The organism is Marinobacterium sp. BA1 (genome assembly GCF_041155135.1).
Lineage (GTDB): Bacteria > Pseudomonadota > Gammaproteobacteria > Pseudomonadales > Balneatricaceae > Marinobacterium > Marinobacterium iners.
This window is the reverse complement of sequence record NZ_BAAFHC010000001.1, coordinates 2,225,310-2,244,886: the sequence shown is the minus strand read 5'-3', so window position 1 is coordinate 2,244,886 and position 19,577 is coordinate 2,225,310. Positions and strand designations below refer to the sequence as shown.

General features: G+C 56.4%; 19 protein-coding genes. 10 read left to right on the top strand and 9 right to left on the bottom strand.

All coding sequences use genetic code 11. The features are described 5' to 3' along the window. Positions 1-2 precede the first annotated feature (2 nt). Positions 3-1,979 carry a methyl-accepting chemotaxis protein gene (locus ACAM29_RS10870; protein ID WP_369624120.1) on the bottom strand — a complete coding sequence of 659 codons (1,977 nt, stop codon included), beginning with the start codon at positions 1,977-1,979 and terminating at the stop codon, positions 3-5. Positions 1,980-2,742: 763 nt separating this feature from the next. On the opposite strand from ACAM29_RS10870, the gene ACAM29_RS10865 reads away from it, so the two are divergent. Next, a complete protein-coding gene (locus ACAM29_RS10865; RefSeq protein ID WP_091821585.1) occupies positions 2,743-2,955 on the top strand; it encodes a cold-shock protein in 213 nt (70 codons plus the stop codon). Positions 2,956-3,018: 63 nt separating this feature from the next. On the opposite strand, the gene ACAM29_RS10860 is transcribed toward ACAM29_RS10865, so the two are convergent. Then, complete coding sequence (locus ACAM29_RS10860) at positions 3,019-3,975, bottom strand: LysR family transcriptional regulator (protein ID WP_369624119.1); 957 nt, start codon at positions 3,973-3,975, stop codon at positions 3,019-3,021. 146 nt (positions 3,976-4,121) lie between these two features. Here ACAM29_RS10860 and ACAM29_RS10855 point away from each other — a divergent pair, with 146 nt between their 5' ends. From ACAM29_RS10855 to ACAM29_RS10835, 5 genes are all read left to right on the top strand, one after another. Beyond that, the gene (locus ACAM29_RS10855) at positions 4,122-5,621 is read left to right on the top strand and encodes a CoA-acylating methylmalonate-semialdehyde dehydrogenase (protein WP_369624118.1); all 1,500 of its coding nucleotides are present in this window, start codon (positions 4,122-4,124) and stop codon (positions 5,619-5,621) included. 79 nt (positions 5,622-5,700) lie between these two features. Continuing rightward, positions 5,701-6,750 (top strand): TRAP transporter substrate-binding protein, encoded by a 1,050-nt coding sequence (locus tag ACAM29_RS10850; protein ID WP_369624117.1) that lies wholly within the window; start codon positions 5,701-5,703, stop codon positions 6,748-6,750. Positions 6,751-6,931: 181 nt separating this feature from the next. After that, positions 6,932-7,972, top strand: a complete 1,041-nt coding sequence (locus ACAM29_RS10845; protein ID WP_369624116.1) for a TRAP transporter substrate-binding protein — start codon at positions 6,932-6,934, stop codon at positions 7,970-7,972. Continuing rightward, complete coding sequence (locus tag ACAM29_RS10840) at positions 7,947-8,588, top strand: TRAP transporter small permease subunit (protein ID WP_369624115.1); 642 nt, start codon at positions 7,947-7,949, stop codon at positions 8,586-8,588. Before ACAM29_RS10845 ends, ACAM29_RS10840 begins: the two co-directional genes overlap by 26 nt. Then, entirely contained in the window at positions 8,578-9,930 is a 1,353-nt protein-coding gene (locus ACAM29_RS10835; RefSeq protein WP_091821564.1) for a TRAP transporter large permease subunit, read from the top strand. Before ACAM29_RS10840 ends, ACAM29_RS10835 begins: the two co-directional genes overlap by 11 nt. Positions 9,931-9,963: 33 nt before the next feature. Here the strand turns inward: ACAM29_RS10835 and ACAM29_RS10830 are convergent, their stop codons facing one another. The 6 genes from ACAM29_RS10830 to ACAM29_RS10805 all read right to left on the bottom strand — a co-directional run bounded on the left by ACAM29_RS10830 (position 9,964) and on the right by ACAM29_RS10805 (position 15,255). Further along, a complete protein-coding gene (locus ACAM29_RS10830) occupies positions 9,964-10,986 on the bottom strand; it encodes a GTP-binding protein (protein ID WP_369624114.1) in 1,023 nt (340 codons plus the stop codon). A gap of 62 nt (positions 10,987-11,048) precedes the next feature. Further along, positions 11,049-11,372 (bottom strand): hypothetical protein, encoded by a 324-nt coding sequence (locus ACAM29_RS10825; protein WP_091821557.1) that lies wholly within the window; start codon positions 11,370-11,372, stop codon positions 11,049-11,051. Positions 11,373-11,484: 112 nt separating this feature from the next. Further along, on the bottom strand, positions 11,485-12,222 hold the full coding sequence (gene nfsA / locus ACAM29_RS10820; protein WP_206839472.1) for an oxygen-insensitive NADPH nitroreductase: 738 nt from the start codon (positions 12,220-12,222) through the stop codon (positions 11,485-11,487). A gap of 30 nt (positions 12,223-12,252) precedes the next feature. Then, positions 12,253-12,837, bottom strand: coding sequence for an alpha-ketoglutarate-dependent dioxygenase AlkB (locus ACAM29_RS10815; protein ID WP_206839473.1), 585 nt, complete (start codon positions 12,835-12,837; stop codon positions 12,253-12,255). After that, positions 12,824-13,720, bottom strand: a complete 897-nt coding sequence (locus tag ACAM29_RS10810; protein WP_206839488.1) for a ribose-phosphate pyrophosphokinase — start codon at positions 13,718-13,720, stop codon at positions 12,824-12,826. The genes ACAM29_RS10815 and ACAM29_RS10810 overlap by 14 nt, the downstream gene beginning before the upstream one ends. After that, a complete protein-coding gene (locus tag ACAM29_RS10805; RefSeq protein WP_369625141.1) occupies positions 13,717-15,255 on the bottom strand; it encodes a thymidine phosphorylase family protein in 1,539 nt (512 codons plus the stop codon). The genes ACAM29_RS10810 and ACAM29_RS10805 overlap by 4 nt, the downstream gene beginning before the upstream one ends. A 172-nt stretch (positions 15,256-15,427) precedes the next feature. On the opposite strand from ACAM29_RS10805, the gene purU reads away from it, so the two are divergent. The 4 genes from purU (at position 15,428) to ACAM29_RS10785 (ending at position 18,399) form a co-directional block, all read left to right on the top strand. Continuing rightward, positions 15,428-16,282: a formyltetrahydrofolate deformylase gene (gene purU, locus ACAM29_RS10800; RefSeq protein WP_091821542.1), complete on the top strand. Its 855-nt coding sequence runs from the start codon at positions 15,428-15,430 to the stop codon at positions 16,280-16,282. A gap of 90 nt (positions 16,283-16,372) precedes the next feature. Continuing rightward, positions 16,373-16,786, top strand: coding sequence for a CBS domain-containing protein (locus tag ACAM29_RS10795; RefSeq protein WP_091821539.1), 414 nt, complete (start codon positions 16,373-16,375; stop codon positions 16,784-16,786). Positions 16,787-16,808: 22 nt separating this feature from the next. Continuing rightward, positions 16,809-17,678, top strand: a complete 870-nt coding sequence (locus ACAM29_RS10790) for a DnaT-like ssDNA-binding domain-containing protein (protein ID WP_206839490.1) — start codon at positions 16,809-16,811, stop codon at positions 17,676-17,678. Continuing rightward, positions 17,596-18,399, top strand: a complete 804-nt coding sequence (locus ACAM29_RS10785) for a replication protein P (protein ID WP_354411817.1) — start codon at positions 17,596-17,598, stop codon at positions 18,397-18,399. Before ACAM29_RS10790 ends, ACAM29_RS10785 begins: the two co-directional genes overlap by 83 nt. A gap of 15 nt (positions 18,400-18,414) precedes the next feature. Here ACAM29_RS10785 and ACAM29_RS10780 read toward each other — a convergent pair whose 3' ends face one another. Beyond that, positions 18,415-19,488 (bottom strand): DUF3549 family protein, encoded by a 1,074-nt coding sequence (locus ACAM29_RS10780; protein WP_369624113.1) that lies wholly within the window; start codon positions 19,486-19,488, stop codon positions 18,415-18,417. Positions 19,489-19,577 lie beyond the last annotated feature (89 nt).

Sequence of the window (19,577 nt, the reverse complement as noted above, 5' to 3'; positions counted from 1 at the left end):
CGTCAGGTTTTGAAGCGCTTGATCAGCTGGCTGAGATTCTGTGCCAGCTGCAGCTGCTGTTCGGCATGTTCGGACAGGACGCGGGCGCTTTCACTGATGGTTTCGGCGCTATTGTCGATGCCGGTAATGTTGCGGCCGATATCGCTGATGGCGGTGGACTCCTCCTCGGCCGCCGCTGCGATCTGGGTCGACATGTTGGTAATATCGCCAATGGCCATGACAATCTGATCCAGCGCCTGCTCGACCTCTCTGGCGCGGCTGGTTGCAACCTCCATATCTTTCTGATTGCTTTCAACCAGCGTATTGGCCTCTTGTGTTTCGTGCTGCAAACGACGGATTATCTCGTCAATTTCCGAGGTGGACTGTTGCGTACGTTGTGCGAGTGTACGTACCTCATCAGCGACAACTGCAAAACCTCGCCCATGCTCGCCGGCCCTGGCGGCTTCGATGGCGGCATTGAGTGCCAACAGGTTGGTCTGTTCGGAAACGTTGTTGATCACATTGGTGACATCGGAGATGCGTTGGCTGCTTTCATTGAGGCGTGCTGTCATTTCAGCCAACCGCTGGCTGTCGGAGGCAAGACTGGCAACAGCCTCGACCGCCGCCTGTACCTTGGCATGACCGTCCATTGCCAGCTGATTGGCCTGATGTGCGGCATCAGATGCACTGACCGTACTGTTGGCTACATCCTGTACTGCCGTCGAAACTTCTTCAACCGCTGCCGCCACCTGCATGGTTTCATTGCTCTGTGACTGTAGGCTCTGTTCTGCCTGCTGCACAATACTGCTGGTGCTGAGCGCTTCCTGATTCAATTGGTTACTGGCGGTAGCGACCTCTCTGATCGCGCTGGAGAAGTTGTCCAGGGTGTGGTTGAGGTACTGTGCCACCGTACCCAGCTCATCACCGGACAGAACATCGGCGCGAGCGGTGAGATCATGCTCGTTGCGCACCCGGTCCATGGTATTGGCGAGGGCATCGACCTGACGGTGCAGGCCCCGGATGATCCAGGATGAGATCAGCGCAACCAAAGCCAGAATTCCGGCCAGGGCGGAACCCGCGAGCCAGGTCTGGAACTGGGCCTGCTGGTGCTGGTTGGCAGCCGTATTGAGCAGCTCGCCGGCAATCTGGTCTTCGAAGCTCTTCATAACATTGATGCGATCGGTCGCGCGATCAAACCACTCCGTGCCGGGCACACCGAAATTGCCGCTCGTTGCCTTGTCCATTGCCACCTTGCGCAAACGCTCTACGGCAGAAAATTCCGCAGAGCTGTCCAGCTGAGAAAAACGGGTTACCTGTTCTTCAGTGGCCAGTACCTTGAATTGGGCCAAGTAGGTTTCCTGCTGTGACACAAGGTTCAGAAAGCGTTCATAAAGACCGGGGGCGAAGCTGTCGCGGCCGAAAACGTTACTGAGGACTGCACGTTCGATTCCGGCGCGCTCCTTGGCCTGCAGGTACGCATAGAAGGCTGCGGACGCACGTGAAATGGCTGCATCATCGCTGATACGTGAGGCTGTGGCGGATACGCTCAGCAGCTCGGCTATCAGATCCGTGAAATAGCCCAGGGCGCGGGAGAGTTCAATATCACGGTTGTCTGCACTTTGGCGAATAGTGCGTAATTGCCCCAGCTCTCGCTGGATTTGGACCAGGGTTGAGGTGATATCGGCATCGGAAAATGTCTGCCCTTCAAGGTAGTTTTGCCAGCGGGACATTACCTGATCGGTTTGTTGCCTCTGCTGGCGCAGAGTATTGGCGAACGCCTCGGTACCTGCCCCGAGCCAACCGCTGGTGGCGCCTCGTTCTTTCTGCAATTCATGCACAAGTGCGCTGTTATAGGTAGTGAGTTCAACCTCGAGCTCCAGCTTGTTCAGCGCAGCGGCGTCGTGATAACGATCAATCAGTGTATCGCCCAGCAGCAGGGTGATGCCAAGTACGGGAAGCAGTAACAGCAGCAGTATTTTGTGGATAAAGCGAATTTTCATGGGTCGAGATCCCTTGCGACTGTCGAGACGGCGCGACGACAAATAGCTGTTTGTTGAAGGTTAGAGCGTTGTGGGTGGATTTGCCAGCGCCAAATTGGTGCAGAATGCCCTGTCAGCAGTGACTTGAATAGGGTGATTGACAGGCTGAAAAAATTCGCAGAAGCGGCATTGTATTTGCTCTGAACTTGGGTATTATGCTGGAAAGCGTTTAAATCCGGTGCTAGTGAAATAGCCGCCTGCGGGCAGCCGGACAGCCGATATGACATCGGCCCGGAGTTTGAGTTACTTGATACGACAGCCACACAGCGGCATGATTGCCGCCCGCAAAACAGACGCCATAACCCTCTTTCCCGGTTTTGGTGTCTACCGTCCTCTCTTCAGCCGCTTCTCGGCCAGTGTGAAGAACGTACCTTCTGTTGTCAGTCCTTTTGCCTCTGTTTTTTCATGTTGTGTTGTACTCACCTTGCTACAGTCTGTAGCGAGGATAAGTGCGTCATGGAATTGCAAAGACTGCACATCAGACTGGTTGATGACGGACAGCGAGGCTGTCTCAGTGTTACCTGAGTGTGCCAATACCAGGGAAGATTTCTGCATTCGGGCATGATACCCGAAGGCTGAAAGAGGCCGGATACCAGCAGGTTCCGGTATCAAGGGGTTCGAACGGTGTGTCGAACCTTTAGCGACTGGATCGCACCTTTAGTGCATCCAACCATAAGAAAAGCCGGCCAATGGCTGGTGTACATGTAAAAGAAAGAGGCAAAAAATGTCACAGCTCGTAACTGGTACCGTCAAGTGGTTCAACGATGAAAAAGGCTTCGGCTTTATCCAGCAGGAAAACGGCCCGGACGTATTCGTTCACTTCCGTGCCATCAACGGTACTGGTCGTCGTTCTCTGCAGGAAAACCAGACTGTAACTTTCGAAGTTACTCAGGGCCAGAAAGGCCCGCAGGCTGAAAACGTCACTGTTGTTGCCTGAGCATCGACAGTCCGGATTCCAACAGCGGGCGTCATGCCCGCTGTTCTGTTTATACCCCGCGATTTACGTTTGCTGCACCAAAGGTACTGAAAGCGGCAGCTGCAGACCTGTGTCGCTCTCTCCCATCAGCCAAGGCTGATTGAGCTCAATCGCATCCTTTAAAAATTGCCACAACAAGCGTACCCGCAACAGCTGGCGCTGTTCCGCACGGGCGGCTATCCAGAACTCACGGCAAATGTCGATCTCAGACCTCAATAAGGGCTCCAGTCGAGGGTCCTGCTCCGCCATGAAGCAGGGCAGCACAGCCAGTCCACTGCCGGCCAACACGGCATGCAGCTGGGTGACAATGCTGGTGCTGCGTTGTGCAAAGCGGGGCAATGTCGATAATCCCTGCAGCAGAGGATCGAGATAACACAGTTGATCACTGAAGATTAGATCGTCCACATAGCCGATCAGATCAAAGTCTGACAGCGCATCAACTCCGGCCGGGCGCCCCCTGCGATCCAGATACCCCTGCTCACCATAAAGCTGCAGCCTGTAGTGGCACAGCCGCGAAACCACCATCTCGGCATTTCGTGGACGGTCGATTGTAATGGCCAGATCCGCTTCATGCCGTCCCAGGTTGACCGCACGGGGAAGGGCAAGCAGCTCAACCGTCAACTCCGGATAGCGGCGCTGGAATGCACTCAAAAGCGGCGTGATAACGTAGGTGCCAAAGCCTTCGGTCACACCGAGGCGGATCTGGCCGCTGACCTGAAGGTTCTGGTCACTGATACTCTCGCTTGCCCCTGTGACCTGGCGAGCCATCTCTTCTGCAAACAGCAGCAGTTGCTCACCGGCGGCGGTTAACCTGTAGCCGTGGGTGCTGCGCTCAAAAAGCTGCGTATTGAGCTCGGTTTCAAAGCGACGGATACGACGTGATACCGTGGAATGGTCTATGGTTAATCGGCGGGCTGCATCGGTCAGCCTATCGGCACGGGCCACTTCTAGAAAGATCTGGATGTCCTGCCAATTGAGCATATGGAATCTTCCTTGTGCATTTTTGCACAACCAATGTGCTTGGATGGCCGTTGTCTGTCAACAGGATGCGCCGCTAGACTCGAAAGCAGCTGCAGACACTGTTCTGTTTTGCCTGAGTACACAAAAAATATAAGGAGATCAGGTAGATGTCGGTTCGAGAAATTCCGCTTTTCATTGATGGTCAACCGGTCCGTTCACAGAGCCCAGAGTGGCGCGATGTCATCAACCCGGCCACGCAGGAGGTGGTCGCCCGAGTTCCTTTTGCCACGGTGGATGAAGTTAATCGTGCGGTAGCTTCAGCCAAGGAGGCGTTCAAAAGCTGGCGCAAGGTGTCGCTGGCTCAGCGCATGCGCATCATGCTGAAATTTCAGGCACTGGTGCGTGAACATACGCCAGAGCTTGCTGCCTTGATTACCGAAGAGCATGGCAAGACGTTGCCTGATGCCGAAGGTGAAGTGGGGCGTGGTCTTGAAGTTATAGAGCATGCCTGTTCCATCACCTCACTGCAGTTGGGGGAGATCGCCGAGAATGCCGCCGGAGGCGTGAATGTCTATTCGCTGCAGCAACCGATCGGTGTGGGAGCTGGCATTACGGCGTTTAACTTCCCTGTGATGTTGCCTTGCTTCATGTTCCCGCTGGCCATCGCCACAGGCAATACCTTCATTCTCAAACCGTCCGAACAGGACCCGACGTCGACCATGCGTCTGGTTGAGCTGGCGCATGAGGCTGGGATACCAGCTGGCGTATTGAATGTGGTGCACGGTGGTGCCGATGTTGCCAACCAGATCTGTGACCATCCTGATATCAAGGCGCTGTCGTTTATCGGCTCCACTCATGTGGGTACTCATATCTACAACCGTGCCGGTGCGGCCGGCAAGCGTGTGCAGTCCATGATGGGAGCCAAGAACCACTGTGTGATCATGCCGGATGCCAACCGCAGCCAGGCGATCAACAACGTGATCGGTTCCTGCTTCGGTGCGGCAGGGCAACGCTGCATGGCCAACTCGGTTGTAGTGCTGGTCGGGGAAGCGAAGGAGTGGCTGCCCGAGATGATCGAGCGCTCCAAAGAGATGAAAGTGGGGCCAGGCACCCAGCGTGATGCCGACCTGGGGCCATTGGTATCGCCACAGGCGCGGGACCGCGTGGTTAGCCTCATCGACGCGGGAGTGGCTGAAGGTGCAACTCTGGCACTGGATGGTCGTAACATCAGTGTGGACGGTTATCCTGAAGGCAACTTTGTTGGGCCGACCATTTTCACCGATGTGAAGCCCGAAATGCGCATCTACAGCGAAGAGATCTTCGGGCCGGTGATGTGTGTTGTATGCGTTGACACTCTGGATGATGCCATTGAGTTCATCAATGCCAACCCCAACGGCAACGGTACCTCCATCTTCACCAGTTCCGGCTGGGCGGCGCGTCGCTATGAGAACGATATCGACGTCGGCCAGGTGGGCATCAATGTGCCGATTCCGGTTCCAGTGGCCTTCTTCAGTTTTACCGGCTCAAGAGCATCCAAGCTGGGGGATCTTGGCCCCAACGGCAAGCAAGCGATTCAATTCTGGACCCAAACCAAAACTGTAACCTCTCGCTGGTTTGAACCTGACAGCGAATCGCTAGGGGTCAATACTACAATTTCCATGAAGTAACTGGAGTCGCTCCGGTTTTTCACCGGAGCGATACATTCAGGTTTCAACCCACGTAATAACAACAACAGGAAGTGAAATCATGAGTCAGTACTCTCGCATGACAACCGCCATCGGCGCTGGTGTGGCAGCACTTGCGCTTTCAACCACTCTGCAGGCGGCAGGCCCCGCCAAACTGGACGTGGCGAACACCTTCAACACCAATATTTTCATCGGGGAAGGTGCAGTTCGTTTTGCCAAGGAGCTGGAAACGGTGACTGAAGGCAAGGTTAAGCTGAAGGTGCACAACCCCGGTGATCTGGTGCCGGCCTTTGAAGTTTTCAATGCCGTATCTTCAGGCGCCATACCGGCCGGCTGGGATTGGATAGGCTATTGGGCCGGTACGGTACCGGTAACCAACCTCTACGGCGCGTTGCCATTTGGCCCAAGCCCTGAAGCCTTTATGTCATGGATGTGGGCCGGCGAGGGTACCGAGATTCTGCAAAGTGCCTATGACCAGTACAACGTGAAAGTGTTGCCCTGCTTTATTTCACCGCAGGAAACCGGTGGCTGGTACAACAAGGAAATCAACGATATCAAGGATTTCGATGGTCTGCGTATCCGTATTTCCGGGCTGGGTGCCAAGGTGTTGAACAAATACGGTGCATCCACGCAGTTGATTCCGGGCGGTGAAATCTACCTCGCCCTCGAACGTGGCCGTATCGATGCCTCCGAGTTCTCGGTACCCCAGGTTGATCAGTTGATGGGTTTTGAAGAGATTACCAAATACTACTACTTCCCGGGCTGGCACCAGTCAGCCAGCTGGTTCTCTTTCATTATCAACAAGGATGTCTGGAACCAGTACGACGAAAACACCAAGGCCCAGTTTGAAACCGCCTGCCGTGCAACACTGCAGTGGGCCATGGCTGAGGCTCCGGCTGAGCAGATTCGTACCATTCGCAAGCTTGAAGAGAAGGGAATAGAAGTAAAACGTTTCCCGGAACCCGTGCTGGCCGAACTGCGCAAGGGATGGGATGAAGTCCGCGAAGAAGAGATGAAAAACAATCCATTGTTCAAGAAAGCGTACGAGTCTCTGATGGAGCATACCAAGCTGGTTGATGAGTGGTACGAGCTGCAGGCCATACCTCGCTGATCGGCTATCGACACGGGTTCGCCTTAGTGGCGGCCCCGTGTTAGTAACTCACAGCCATTCGAACTCTGCACGTCAGCCTCTTCCGGCGTGCAGTAGAGGGACAGCCGTTGCAGATAAGGGATATCGTCTTATTGATGAGTGTCATAGTTTGGTCTGACACCCAATGATAGGACTTAACACTATGAATAATAAAACTAAATCCTTTGCGTTAGGCGTTTCTGTTTTGGCTGTCAGCATGTCGGTGGTGGCGGAAGGCCCGTCCAGGCTTGATGTGGCCAGCGGTTATTCACTTCGGAACATGTTTGGTGCCAGTGCACAAAATGTTGCCGAGCAGATTGAGTTGCTCAGTGGCGGTGAGCTGAAGCTGAAAGTCCATGAGCCGGGTGAGCTGGTGCCGCCCTTCGAAATTCTGAACTCAGTCTCCTCCGGAGCTATTCCGGCAGGCTGGAGCAGCATTGCCTATTTTGCCGGCACTTTGCCGATAGCCAATCTGTATGGCGCATTGCCTTTCAGTCCATCTGCGGAAGCCGTGTTCTCATGGACTGCAGCAGGTGAAGGACGTGAGCTGCTGCAGAACTCAATGGACAAATATGGTGTCAAGGTTGTGCCCTGTTCCTTTTTGCCTCAGGAGCCTGGCGGCTGGTTCAATAAGGAAATCAATAGTATCGAGGACTTCAAGGGGCTCTCAATGCGGATTTCAGGTTTGGGAGCCAAGGTGCTTAACAAGTATGGCGCCACAACCCAGCTGATCCCGGGCGGGGAAGTCTATCTGGCGCTTGAGCGTGGTCGTGTGGACGCAGCGGAGTTTTCAATCCCGGCCGTTGACCAGTCAATGGGGCTGCATGAGATCGCCAGCAACTACTACTTCCCGGGTTGGCAGCAGGGGGCTGGCTGGCTCGCCCTCTTGATCAATCAGGGGGTATGGGACAGCTACTCCGAGACACAACAGGCAAGAATAGAAACAGCGTGTAAGGCTAATATCCAGAAGGAATTTGATGAGGTATTGCCGGCACAGATCAAGGCACTTCAGGAACTTAGAGATAAAGGGGTCAACGTAAAACGCTTCCCCGAGCCTGTCCTGACGGAACTTCGCAGAGGCTGGGATGAGGTGCGGGAAGAAGAGATGCGCAACAACCCGGAATTCAAACAAGCCTACGAGTCGCTCATGCAGCACTCTGCTCTGGTAGATGAATGGTATGAACTCCAGCAGATATCAAACTGATACTCCTATACCCGGCTGGCGCCTGCAGGGCGCCCGCTGGTGTTCAATCGTCGCCTGCCCCCTGATCGGGGTGGGGCGGTGGCTCGGCCGGATCAGCAGTTGGCTGGTGCTGGCTGTAATGGTGGCTGTGCTTACTACCGTGGTGATGAACGCCATGGGCATCAATGAATTGATGCGTTGGGATGGTAAGGTGTTTCTGCTGGGGGAGGCCGTGACAATCAACACGGTCACCGAGATGCAGTGGCACCTGTTCGGCCTGTTAACGCTGATCGGGGCCAGCTATGCCATGCATGCGGATACGCACGTTCGTGTGGATATGCTGCACCATTCCATGTCCCGTACCACGCAACACTGGGTGGAAATTGCGGGGCATACCCTGATGCTGTTGCCGTTCTGCATTCTGGTCGCCTGGCTGTCACGGCATATGGTGCAGATGTCGTTTATCTCCGGTGAGCAATCCAACTATGGGGGGCTTACGGATCGTTACCTGATCAAAGGTGCCTTGCCGGCCGGTCTCATGTTGCTCGCGCTGGGTGCGCTGGGGCAGATATTTGACCGTTTGGCACGGATCATGGACCCGGTACGTGATGTAGAGGAGAGCTCTGATGCTGGATGAATATGGCCTGGCCATCGCCATGATTGTGGCGCTGCTGGTGGGAATTTTCAGTGGCTACCCTGTTGCGTTTCTGCTGGGGGGGCTGGGTATTCTGTTCGCCTTCATTGGCGATATTCCGTTGCCGTTTCTGGGAACGGTTGCTTCCCGCATTTTTGGTGGCGTGATTGAGAACTGGCTCTTGATTGCCATTCCGCTGTTCGTCTTTATGGGACTGATGCTGGAGCGTTCCGGGGTGGCCAAAAACCTCCTGCTGACGCTGCAGCGGCTGTTCGGTAACGTGCGTGGCGGTCTCGCTGTATCGGTGGCACTGCTCGGGGTTGTGATGGCCGCGAGCACCGGCATTATCGGAGCCTCGGTTGTGATGCTGGGGCTGCTGGCGCTGCCGGTGATGCTGAAGCAGGGCTACAAACCTGAAATGGCATACGGTGTGGTGGCGGCGTCCGGTACCCTGGGTATTCTGATCCCGCCATCGATCATGCTGGTGCTGATGGGTTCCATCATGAACATTTCAGTTGGCGACCTGTTCAAGGCCGCTCTGGTTCCCGGGCTGATGCTGGGCGGACTTTATACGCTTTACCTGCTGTCGGCTGCGTACTTTCGCCCGGATTGGGCTCCGTTGGCCCGTGAGGGAGGCGAAGCGCATTTGTCAGAAGATCAGTCCCCGCTTGGGTTGGCACTTTTGCGTGACTTGTTGGGTCCCGTTGTGCTGATCGTGGCGGTACTGGGTTCGATTATGGCGGGCATTGCGACACCGACGGAAGCCGCTGCCATTGGGGCGGCCGGCTCCATGCTGCTCGCTCTCTTTCTGCGACAGCTGAACATGAATACGCTGCGCCACGTATGTCGTTCCACCTCAAAAACCTCGGCTATGATCCTGTTCGTGGTGATTGGTGCCACCTGTTTTAGTGTGGTGTTCAAGCGCCTCGGCGGTGCAGACATGATTGAGGAGCTGATCACCGGGACAGGGCTTGGGCCGTACGGTTTGCTGTTACTGTTGATGGGACTGATCTTCCTGCTGGGTTTTTTCCTGGAATGGATCGAGATCAGTTTCGTGATTCTGCCGTTGCTGCTGCCGGTGGTCGCCGGGCTCGAATTTGAGGGGCTTAACGGTAGTGCGCTGATGGTATGGTTTGCGATCCTGGTGGCGATTAATTTGCAGACCAGCTTTTTGACGCCGCCCTTTGGCTACGCGCTGTTCTATCTCAAGGGCATCACGCGGGGGGATGTGAGTATCGGTACCATCTACCGTTCAATCATCCCGTTTGTACTGCTGCAGCTGGCCGGTCTGGCACTGTGCATTATGTTCCCGTCGATCGTGCTCTGGTTACCGGGACTGAGTTGAAACTGACAGGGCGGGCTGGTCCCGCCCTGCTGTCTATTGCAGACAAGCCAACAGGTGTTTTTCCAGCTCGGCACTGTCGATCTGACGGTCGGCGAGTATTTCGATACGTGAGTCTCGGCGCCAGGCCAGCTCACTGACTTCTGCTGCTTTATCCCCGCGATTGCGGTTGTACCCCACCCATGTATGACCGATCCCCAGTGCAGCCTTGATTCGGGTGGCCTCGCTCACACTGTCGAGAAACGTTTGGATGGCTCTGTAATCGAAGCGGTCAGCTGCCGTAAAAACCCAGCCATAACTGAAATAGCCCTCGGCCTGTCCTTGCTTGAATAATGGCTGCCGTGGCTGTGGTGACTGTTCCGGCCGTGATATTACCGGTGCCATTAGTGGACTGGCTTTCGCGGACTCGGCATGCGCCTCGGGAAACTGTGCGCTGAGCTGACCATCGTGAACCAGATCGAGCCAGGCGAGGTCCAGCTGTCCTCTATCAACCCTGAAGACTCCCTGCTTGGGTGGGAACATGTGTTGAGACAGTTCCAGTGCTTCCCGCGTCAGGTTGGATTCCGCCAGATCGGTGCGGTTCAGGACAATGACATCGGATAGGTTGAGTTGATCCAGAAACCCCGGCTGCTGCATTACCTCGGGCTGTGTCAGAACAGCTGGGTCAAGCATGCAAATGATGCTGCGCAGATCGAGTACGTCTGCAAACTGTGCGCTCTGCAAAGTATCGACGATACGGGCAGGGTGACCAAGTCCCGTGGGCTCGATCAGTAGCCGGTCCGGCCTTGCCTTGCGCAGAAGTGTTGCCAGGGTGATCGGCAGGCTTGGACCCAGTGCGCAGCAGAGGCAACCGCCCGCCAGTTCACGCAGCTCAACGCCATCGGAGTGGGTCACCAAACTGGCGTCGACACCGATCTGGCCAAATTCGTTGATCAGTACGGCCCAGCGTTCGGAGGGGGGCTTGAGACTCAGCAGGTGATTGATGGCAGTGGTTTTGCCGCTGCCGAGAAACCCGGTGATGATGTTGGTTGGAACGGAGTGAAGTGGCTGTGCGGGCACAAGAGAATCCTGTCAGTGTTACAGGATAACAATTGTCTGCCAGCCACTCGGTCCTGACAAGCTCAGGCGCACACTTTCTCGTGTTTGCGTTTGGCGGCAAGGTAACGGGGGGTTGGGCCCACATCTTCATAAATGGGCTCGTCATCCTCCACCCGAATCACCTTTTTGCCGGGTTTGTACGGCATATGGGCTTCGATGTCGGTCAGAATCGTGTGCAGAAGGACAGGTGTCAGCTCAGTGATATCCATGCCGTACACTTCCGCCAGTGCCTGCAGACGAACCAGATCTTCCTGTTCGATCGGCAAGGTGATGGTCTGCAAACGGGAACGGCGATGGGATTCATGTTCAAGCTGCTGCAGCAGTGTGTCGATATGGTTGCCGGGCATGGTGACGCTCCTCAGGCTGAAACTCGACAGAGCCCGCCGTTTCGGTTGCGGCGGGCACCTGAGTTCAGCATAGACGAGCCAGAATCAGCCTGCACGGGCAGCAGGCAAAAAATCAGCGCTTGATAAACCCCCGGGATTGCAGGAAGGGCAACATGTGTGGCCGCGCTTCCTTTACCAGCATGCCGGAAATCTGCTCACTCCAGCTCATTTCCTTATTGCCGCCGGTACGGGTGCGATAGTACTGGCGTACCGTCTCGTCATAGTCACGGATGACAGCCTCGTCCTGACTGTCATCGTAGCGGTCCTGTTTAAGCACCACTGACAGGGGAAGGCGTGGTTTGACTTCCGGGTTCTGATCGGGTTTGCCCAGGCACAGACCAAATACCGGATAGACCAGTTCAGGCAACTCCAGCAATTCGGCCACATCCGCAATCCTGTTGCGCAGGCCGCCAATATAAACACCACCAAGCCCAAGTGACTCGGCTGCAACGATGACATTCTGTGCAAACAGGGCACAGTCCAGTGAAGCGGTCAGGAATTGCTCGGTATAACCGGACTGCATTTCGGCTTCGTGCATTGAGCAGGCCAGCTGGTGCCGCTTCATGTCAGCACAGAACACCAGAAACAGAGGGGCTTCCGCTACATAGGCCTGATTACCGGCCATCTCGGCCAGTGCATTGCGCTTCTCCCCCTGAGAAACTTGAATAACGGTGCAGGCCTGAATGAAGCTGGACGTGGCAGCCGCCTGTCCGGCCTTGATCAATGTTTCCACCGTGGCCTGATCGACAGGTTCCGAAGTGAATTTGCGGATGGAGCGGTGAGCATTGAGCAGTTCAATCGTCGGGTTCATGGCGTTTCTCCCAAAAGATGCGTGGCAGGATTATACATGGATCAGGCGAAAGGTCAGGTTGATGCGCGGTTCATGGCAGCGCCGGCTGCGTGGCAGGCAATGCTGCCAGTGGTGCTGGGTTGGGCCGGCCATCAGCAGCAGCGAACCGTGCTCCAGTATTAGAGTGTGAGTCTCGCGATGGGTATTGTGGCGCAGTCTGAAGCGGCGTTCGGCACCCAGACTGATGGATGCGATCAGCGGGTTGGGGCCTAGCTCAGGCTCGTTGTCTGCATGCCAGCCCATGGCATCCTGACCATCGCGGTAGAGGTTCAGCAGCAGGGCGTTGAACGGCTGGCCGCACAGTGATTCCAGCCGCTGTTTCAGTGGCCGCAGAGCGGGTAACCAGTCGCTGCCGGCCAGACGCAGCCCCGAATAGGTGTAATAAAGCCCGGGATCAGACTGAAATGCCTGCAGGCGCGGAATCAGATGTTCGCGGCCAAACAGCCGGATCCTATCCTGGCGCCAGTTCACCCGCTGCTGCAGCAGTTGCAGCAGAAAATCAGCTTCCTTGCGCTCAAGGAAGCACGGGCGGTAGCGCAACTCGGCGTTCGGCAGTGACAGTTCAGTCAGTGTCACGTTGTTGCATCAGCTCGCGCACCGCCTCGGCGATGGGGGGGGCGATATCGATCTGGTTGCTCAGGTGCGGGATGCAGGCGGTCGTGACCACATCGGCAACCTGAGTCAGGCGTGTATAGGCGTCGCCGGCAAAGATGCCGTGTACGCCGATGATGGTCGCTCTGGGCAGGCCGGCAGACTGCAGGTGGCTCAGGGTTTCCAGCATGGTACGACCGCTGGAGATGATGTCATCCACCAGTACCGGAGTGCATTGCTGCCCCTGTTCAAGATCCGGCAGCGAGATGCTGACATCATAGTCACCACGGCGCTCCTTCTGCAGAATCTGGAACGGTACTCCGGCAAGACCGGCTACATGGGATACCCACTGTTCGCTTTCACTGTCGGGACCGATAAGCAAAGGGTCGCGGATATGCTGACCGATCCAGTGTGCAATCAATGGGGCGGCCTGAACCACGCGGGATGGGATGGTATAGATCTCGTCCAATGAGTGATAGCGGTGCAGGTGCGGATCCACGGTCACCAGATAATCGAAGGCCTCTGACAGCAATCGGGCAAAGGGGCGGGAGCTGACACACTCGCCCGGTTTGAAGCGCTTGTCCTGTCGCATATAGGCCAGATAGGGGGTGACCAGACCTACCTCGGACGCCCCCATCTCGCGCAGAGTGTCCGCCAGGAACAGCAGTCGCAGCAGCCGCTCGTCAGGGTGAAACAGGTTGCAGAGGATGACACACCGGCGTCCCTTGCATTCGGTGTGTACCCGCAGATAGCTTTCGCCGTCGGGGAAGCGGCGTTGTTCCAGTACCCCCGCCTGCGCATCCAGCAGTCGAGCCAGTTGTGATGCCAGTGCCGGGTCGGAATCAGGATTGAACAGCAGAATACTCATGCGCAGGCTTCCTCGCTTGAATCGGTCAGTTCGATCACCTCCAGATGATCATTCAGATACTCTACCGCATAGTTGAGTTCGCCGGCATTCTCGGCGTGAATCATCATCAATACATCCTGACAGGCAACTCGGTCGCCGAGTTTGGCACAGATCTCAACCCCCGCCGCCGGATCAGCCGGAGCCCCCGCGAGCTTGGCAATCTTGGCCAGAATCCGGTTATCGATCCGGTCCACGATGCCGTCACGGTCAGCCACCATGGCATAGCGGTAGGGCGCCACAGGTGGCACCTTGAGTCCACCCTGGGCGAGACAGATGGCGCGAAACTTGTCCCATGCACTGCCGTTATCGAGGGTTTCTTCGGCCAGGGCAACGCCCTCTTCAACGCTGATGCCCTTGACCATTGCCAGCATGGCACCGGCGACGCTGATGGCTCGTTCACGTAAATCCAGCGGGGCGTCGGCATGATTTTGCATCACTGCCAGCAGGTCATGTGCTTCAAGGGCCGGGCCAATGCCTCTGCCCACCGGTTGGGAGCCATCGGTAAAGAGGATTTTGAGTGTCAGGCCCAGATTCTCGGCAACGGCCTGAAAGCTTTCTGCCAGCCGTTCGCCGGCTTCCTGGCTGCGCACCTTGGCGGTAGGGCCAACCGGAATGTCGATCAGTACATGAGTAGCACCAGCTGCAATCTTTTTCGACAGTACAGACGCAATCAGCTGCCCCTCGCTATCGATATCCAGTGCTCGCTCGACCTGGATCAGCATATCATCGGCCGGGCTCAGTCGCATGGAGCCGCCCCAGGCCAGACAGCCACCTTCAGCCCCGACTACTTGACGCATCTGCTCCAGTGTCAGGCTCACTTCGGTCAGTGTTTCCATGGTGTCGGCAGTACCGGCCGGAGAGGTGATGGCACGGGATGAGGTTTTGGGTACTGTCAGGCCGCAAGCGGTCAAAATGGATACCACGATCGGGGTGGTACGATTGCCGGGCAGACCGCCCACACAATGCTTGTCGACCACCATGGGGAGCTTCCAGTCTACAGTGCTGCCTGACTTGACCATTGCCTGAGTCAGGGAAGTGATCTCATTGTCATTAAGGCTGTCGTCACCACAGGCGGTAATAAAGGCCGCCAGGTGCACATCGGCATAACGGCCATCCACAATATCATTGATAATGCTCTGGAACTGCAGATCGGTCAGCTCATGACCATATACTTTGGCACGGACATAGGATAGCGACTGCACCGGCTTGGGGTGTGACAGCCAGATGGGATCGTTATGCTCCAGTCTCAGACGCAGCCAGGCTGACTCTGAGAAGCCGACCTCCTCTTCACTGAGCAGATCGCTGGTGATGATATTGAGTGAGGCAATCAGGTGCTGGTTCTGATGGGTCGTTACCAGCACGCGTGACAGGCTTTCAAACCCTTCAGAACGGCAGACATGACTCTGGGCCGGCAGGTAAAGGGTGGGCTCGTGGTGTGTATCTATTCCGAGCCGGCGGGCCTTGAGAGGCGCCATGCGCTCAGGGGTCAGCATCATCATTATTGCGGATCTCCGATCGGTTACAGCCTTTGGCTCAGTGTAACCCAACAGCGGCAATTGCGGATATTCAGCTTTCCATCTCGCATCGGGTCGAGGTGCTGTCGAGAGAAGGGCGCTGCTGTTAGAATGTTCGATTCGACTTTGGATCTATCAGGATTAGAGCACATCTATGGAACGCCGTTACCGTTTGGTTCTTTCCTGCCCGGATCGGGTGGGTATTGTTGCGATGGTCAGTAATTTCATCTCCAGCCATGGTGGCTCCATTGCAGACGCCAACCAGCATTCCGACCCGGTGACTGGTCGCTTTTTCATGCGGGTTGAGATCAGTGCGGCCACATTGCCGTTCACGCTTGCGCAGCTGCAGGAGGCATTTGCACCGATTGCTGCTTCTTTTCAGATGGACTGGGAGATCAATGACTCTTCTCGCCCCAAGCGTGTAGTACTGATGGCCAGCCGCGAGTCTCACTGTCTGGCTGATCTGCTGTATCGCTTCCACAGCAAGGAGCTGTTCTGCGATATTCCCTGCGTGATCTCCAACCACGACGACTTGCGCAGTATGGTGGAGTGGCACGGTATTCCTTACCACCATGTACCGGTCGACCCGGCTGACAAGTCTCCGCACTTCGCCGAAGTAAACCGCTTGATCAATGACTACGAAGCCGATGTCGTGGTGCTGGCGCGCTACATGCAAATCCTGCCGCCGGACCTGTGCGACCGCTACCCACACCGTATTATCAATATCCACCACAGCTTCCTGCCTTCATTTGCCGGTGCCAAGCCCTATCATCAGGCCCATGACCGGGGGGTGAAGCTGATAGGTGCCACCTGTCATTATGTGACCGAGGATCTGGATGCGGGCCCGATCATTGATCAGGACGTGACCCGAATCAGCCATCGAGACCTGCCTGAAGATATGGTGCGGCTTGGACGTGATGTCGAAAAGACGGTGCTGGCACGGGGGCTGCGATGGCACCTGGAAGATCGGGTGCTGGTCCATGGTAACAAGACGGTTGTGTTTTCCTGAACCCATGGTGGCTGGTCGGGGTCTGAACTAGTATTAACGCAAGGGCAGGCTGCCGCGCGCTACCTGGTAAGTCTACAAAAGGAGCTTCACATGCTCAGATCAGTTAAAGCACAGGATTACATGGCCACTCGCCTGATTTCATTCGGGCCGGAGACTCATCTGTTCGATGCTATCCGTGCGATGCAGGAATATGGTATCTCTGGTGCACCCGTAGTGGATGTGGATGGTTGTCTGGTCGGCATGCTGTCAGAGCTGGATTGCCTCAAGGCAATTCTGAGCCAAACCTACCATGAGGAAGAGATGGGCAGTGGTGGCCATGTGGCAGACTACATGACCCGCAACGTTGATACGGTCTCCCATGATGCCGACCTGACCGCTGTAGCGCATCAGTTTATTACGCACGGGCGGCGGCGTCTGCCGGTGGTTAAGGCCGGCAAGCTGGTTGGCCAGATCAGCCGTCGTGATGTACTGCGTGCCGTGGAAGAATTTGCCAAGGACGGTTGAGTGAAATCAAGAGACATCAACCATGAGTGATTGGCTGCCGGAAGCGCCACTGCTGTTTTATCCCTCTTTGGCGCATCGCCTGGGCAGTGATGAGGCATTGCTGCTTTATATTTATACCGACTATGGTCGCCTGGCGGGCATGAAAGCGGATGATGGCTGTGTGGAGTGCATACTGCCTCACAGCCGCTGGCTGCAGCTCGCCGGTTTCTGGAGCGAAGAGCGGCTGCGCACAGCCACTGAAAGCCTGGAGCGGCAAGGATGTTTGCAGGCTAATCTTAGTCAGGGAGGCAGTGTCCGGCTGCGGTTGCTGCCGCTGCCGCAGCAGGTAAGTGAACCTGCGCCCGAGGCTCATGCAGACAGTCGCCCGCCCTCTCAGCCCGCCGTACAGCAGTTGCCGGTATATGACGCTCCGCCGCCAAGACCTGCGCGGCGCGAGACCATGATGCAGCGCAAGGGGCCTGCTCCCACCTTTGGTGGCAGCATAGGCTGGCGCCGTCACAAAGATGAGCTGCAGGCGATCTTTGAACAGGCGGAAGAACGCAACCAGCAGCTGCAGTCGATGTTTCTGGGCTGGGAGCCTTCTGACATGTTTCACGCCATGCTGCCGCGTCACTCGATTCCTGCGGAATTCGCAAGCGGTTGCCTGGACGAGTTCGTTTTGTATTGGCTCGACAAGGATCGCAAGGAAAGCAACTGGGATCAGAAGTTTCTGGCCTGGGTGAAACGCGAGTGGGTCAAGAAGCAGACGCGGGATGCACGGGAGCAGCGCTATGAACAGGAACGCCAGTCAGTCGTAACAGGGGGCAGTGATGAAAACACCCGCCGGGATTCTCGGGAAAAGCGCAAACGGATTACCGCAGCCATCATGGACATCAAGGACACCGACTGGTAGCGACGCACGCGAGCAGGCTCAGGCCCAGCCGATCAGTTCCGAGACCAAAACGCTGGTGAACATGATTTTCGCCCGTTTCATGGCGATCTATGGGCACAAATTCAAAAGCTGTTTTGAAACCGAGGACGAGCTGCGTATCGCCAAGCGCGAGTGGGCACTCAGTTTGCGCGGCTATGGCGAGTCGGAGCTGGTGGCTGCCGTCAATCGCTGCAAGGAAACCCTCGCCTGGATGCCGACCATCTCGGAGTTCCTTGCCCTGTTGCGAGAGATTAGCGGTGATCATGGCCTTCCGGGCATGCGCGATGCCTATATAGAAGCCTGCATGCACGCCGAACATCCACTTGAACATCAATGGAACCACCCGGCGGTGTATCATGCCGGCCGCGAGACCGGCTGGTTCAGGCTGCGCAGCGAAGAGGAGCGGCAGGTGCTGCCGGCTTTCAGCTACCAGTACGAGGTCATGTGCCGGCGTGTGCGCGAGGGCGAATCGCTGGAGCAACCGGTACCCCAGGCGATTGAAAACAAGCAGGCCAATACCGTTGCCGACTTTATTCAGCGTTTTACGGCCCAGCATGATCTGGAGCCGGAAGAGGGCGCTACACTGCTGTATTACCTGACCCTGCCTCGCGGCAGCAAAATTCGTCAGCGGATGCAGCAGCAGTCACAACAGAAACTGGACCAGCGTTCGGCCGGGATCACCTTGCCGGATGAGGCGCACTGACTCAATCGCTTCTGTTCAATGTGTATCGGTGGGCGTTGCAAAACTCTGACCGAACATCTCCCCGATCGCCTGACTCAAGCACTCACTGCGTTCCGGGTTGCGAAACGCTTGTAAAATCAAGGCCCGGTGTACCGGCATGAACATCAGTTCCGCCAGAATGCGGCTGAATCCGATTTGACCCGCCTTGCCTTCTGCCAGCCGCTCCAGAAATACCTGCAGAACTTCTGGTGCCATCAGTGCACTGTCACACCGGGTCGCGATCACGGTTACTACCTCAGGCTCCAGAGCATGTGGAGTGGCCAGCACATCCAGCACCAGGTGCTGCTTAGCCGCTTCGTCCGTAATGTTGGACAATGCCCGGCAAAGAGCGGCAACACGGTTACTGTCAGTGCCTGTCAGGGACTGTTGCAGCTGCTGTTCCAGTTCGGTCTGAAGGGCTGCGCCGGGTTTAACATGCTCCAGCAGTGGGCAAAGCGTTTCCAGAACGGCCGCCGGCATTTCGGGCAAGCGATGCCTGAGGGCCTGGGCATTGCCATCCTGATCCAGCCGCATGATGAAATCGGCCAGCCCCTGATAGGCAAGTGTCTGCCACGCATCAAGCGGCAGCTGGGCGCTGAACCAGGCTTGGGTACGTTCGTAATGGGGTGACGCCGGTGACTGCATTTCGCGGGCAGCCAGGGCGTGGAAAGCAGCCATGCGGCTCTGCTCGGGAGTAAAGGAGTAGGGGTTGTCCTTCAGCGCGTCCTCATCCAGCTGGCCGTTTTTGCTGTTGATCACATTCTGGATCAGGCGGTTGAGCAGGTCACACCGTGCTGCGGGCGCGATCAACCCCTGTTCGTCCAGGGGCAAACGCAAAAACCAGACCGCATTTTCCTGTTTGCGTTTCGGATTCCAGATCAGCAACGCCAGCCAGGCAAGATGCTGGAAAGGCGTCGGGTAGGCCATTTGAGAGTCTTCAATACGGCGAAACTGGTCCTGACTTAATTTGCTGATTCGACGCCCCATATCAAATACCCGAAGGGCAGCACCGCTGGCACGCAGTAGTTCGGTGATTGAGTCGGGCAGAGCAGTTTCAGTATTGGCAGGCATAGTGCTCACACGGCTTGCTGTTGGTCGGGCAGCCATTTTACCAGCTGAGGCGCACAAATGCAGATCAACCAAGGGCCTGCCCTGTATGT

Excerpts from the sequence above, each read along its gene's own strand:
- ACAM29_RS10870 (WP_369624120.1), bottom strand. The coding sequence starts at position 1,979 with ATGAAAATTCGCTTTATCCACAAAATACTGCTGCTGTTACTGCTTCCC.
- ACAM29_RS10865 (WP_091821585.1), top strand. The coding sequence starts at position 2,743 with ATGTCACAGCTCGTAACTGGTACCGTCAAGTGGTTCAACGATGAAAAA.
- ACAM29_RS10860 (WP_369624119.1), bottom strand. The coding sequence starts at position 3,975 with ATGCTCAATTGGCAGGACATCCAGATCTTTCTAGAAGTGGCCCGTGCC.
- ACAM29_RS10855 (WP_369624118.1), top strand. The coding sequence starts at position 4,122 with ATGTCGGTTCGAGAAATTCCGCTTTTCATTGATGGTCAACCGGTCCGT.
- ACAM29_RS10850 (WP_369624117.1), top strand. The coding sequence starts at position 5,701 with ATGAGTCAGTACTCTCGCATGACAACCGCCATCGGCGCTGGTGTGGCA.
- ACAM29_RS10845 (WP_369624116.1), top strand. The coding sequence starts at position 6,932 with ATGAATAATAAAACTAAATCCTTTGCGTTAGGCGTTTCTGTTTTGGCT.
- ACAM29_RS10840 (WP_369624115.1), top strand. The coding sequence starts at position 7,947 with ATGAACTCCAGCAGATATCAAACTGATACTCCTATACCCGGCTGGCGC.
- ACAM29_RS10835 (WP_091821564.1), top strand. The coding sequence starts at position 8,578 with ATGCTGGATGAATATGGCCTGGCCATCGCCATGATTGTGGCGCTGCTG.
- ACAM29_RS10825 (WP_091821557.1), bottom strand. The coding sequence starts at position 11,372 with ATGCCCGGCAACCATATCGACACACTGCTGCAGCAGCTTGAACATGAA.
- nfsA (WP_206839472.1), bottom strand. The coding sequence starts at position 12,222 with ATGAACCCGACGATTGAACTGCTCAATGCTCACCGCTCCATCCGCAAA.
- ACAM29_RS10810 (WP_206839488.1), bottom strand. The coding sequence starts at position 13,720 with ATGAGTATTCTGCTGTTCAATCCTGATTCCGACCCGGCACTGGCATCA.
- ACAM29_RS10805 (WP_369625141.1), bottom strand. The coding sequence starts at position 15,255 with ATGATGCTGACCCCTGAGCGCATGGCGCCTCTCAAGGCCCGCCGGCTC.
- purU (WP_091821542.1), top strand. The coding sequence starts at position 15,428 with ATGGAACGCCGTTACCGTTTGGTTCTTTCCTGCCCGGATCGGGTGGGT.
- ACAM29_RS10795 (WP_091821539.1), top strand. The coding sequence starts at position 16,373 with ATGCTCAGATCAGTTAAAGCACAGGATTACATGGCCACTCGCCTGATT.
- ACAM29_RS10790 (WP_206839490.1), top strand. The coding sequence starts at position 16,809 with ATGAGTGATTGGCTGCCGGAAGCGCCACTGCTGTTTTATCCCTCTTTG.
- ACAM29_RS10785 (WP_354411817.1), top strand. The coding sequence starts at position 17,596 with ATGAAAACACCCGCCGGGATTCTCGGGAAAAGCGCAAACGGATTACCG.
- ACAM29_RS10780 (WP_369624113.1), bottom strand. The coding sequence starts at position 19,488 with ATGCCTGCCAATACTGAAACTGCTCTGCCCGACTCAATCACCGAACTA.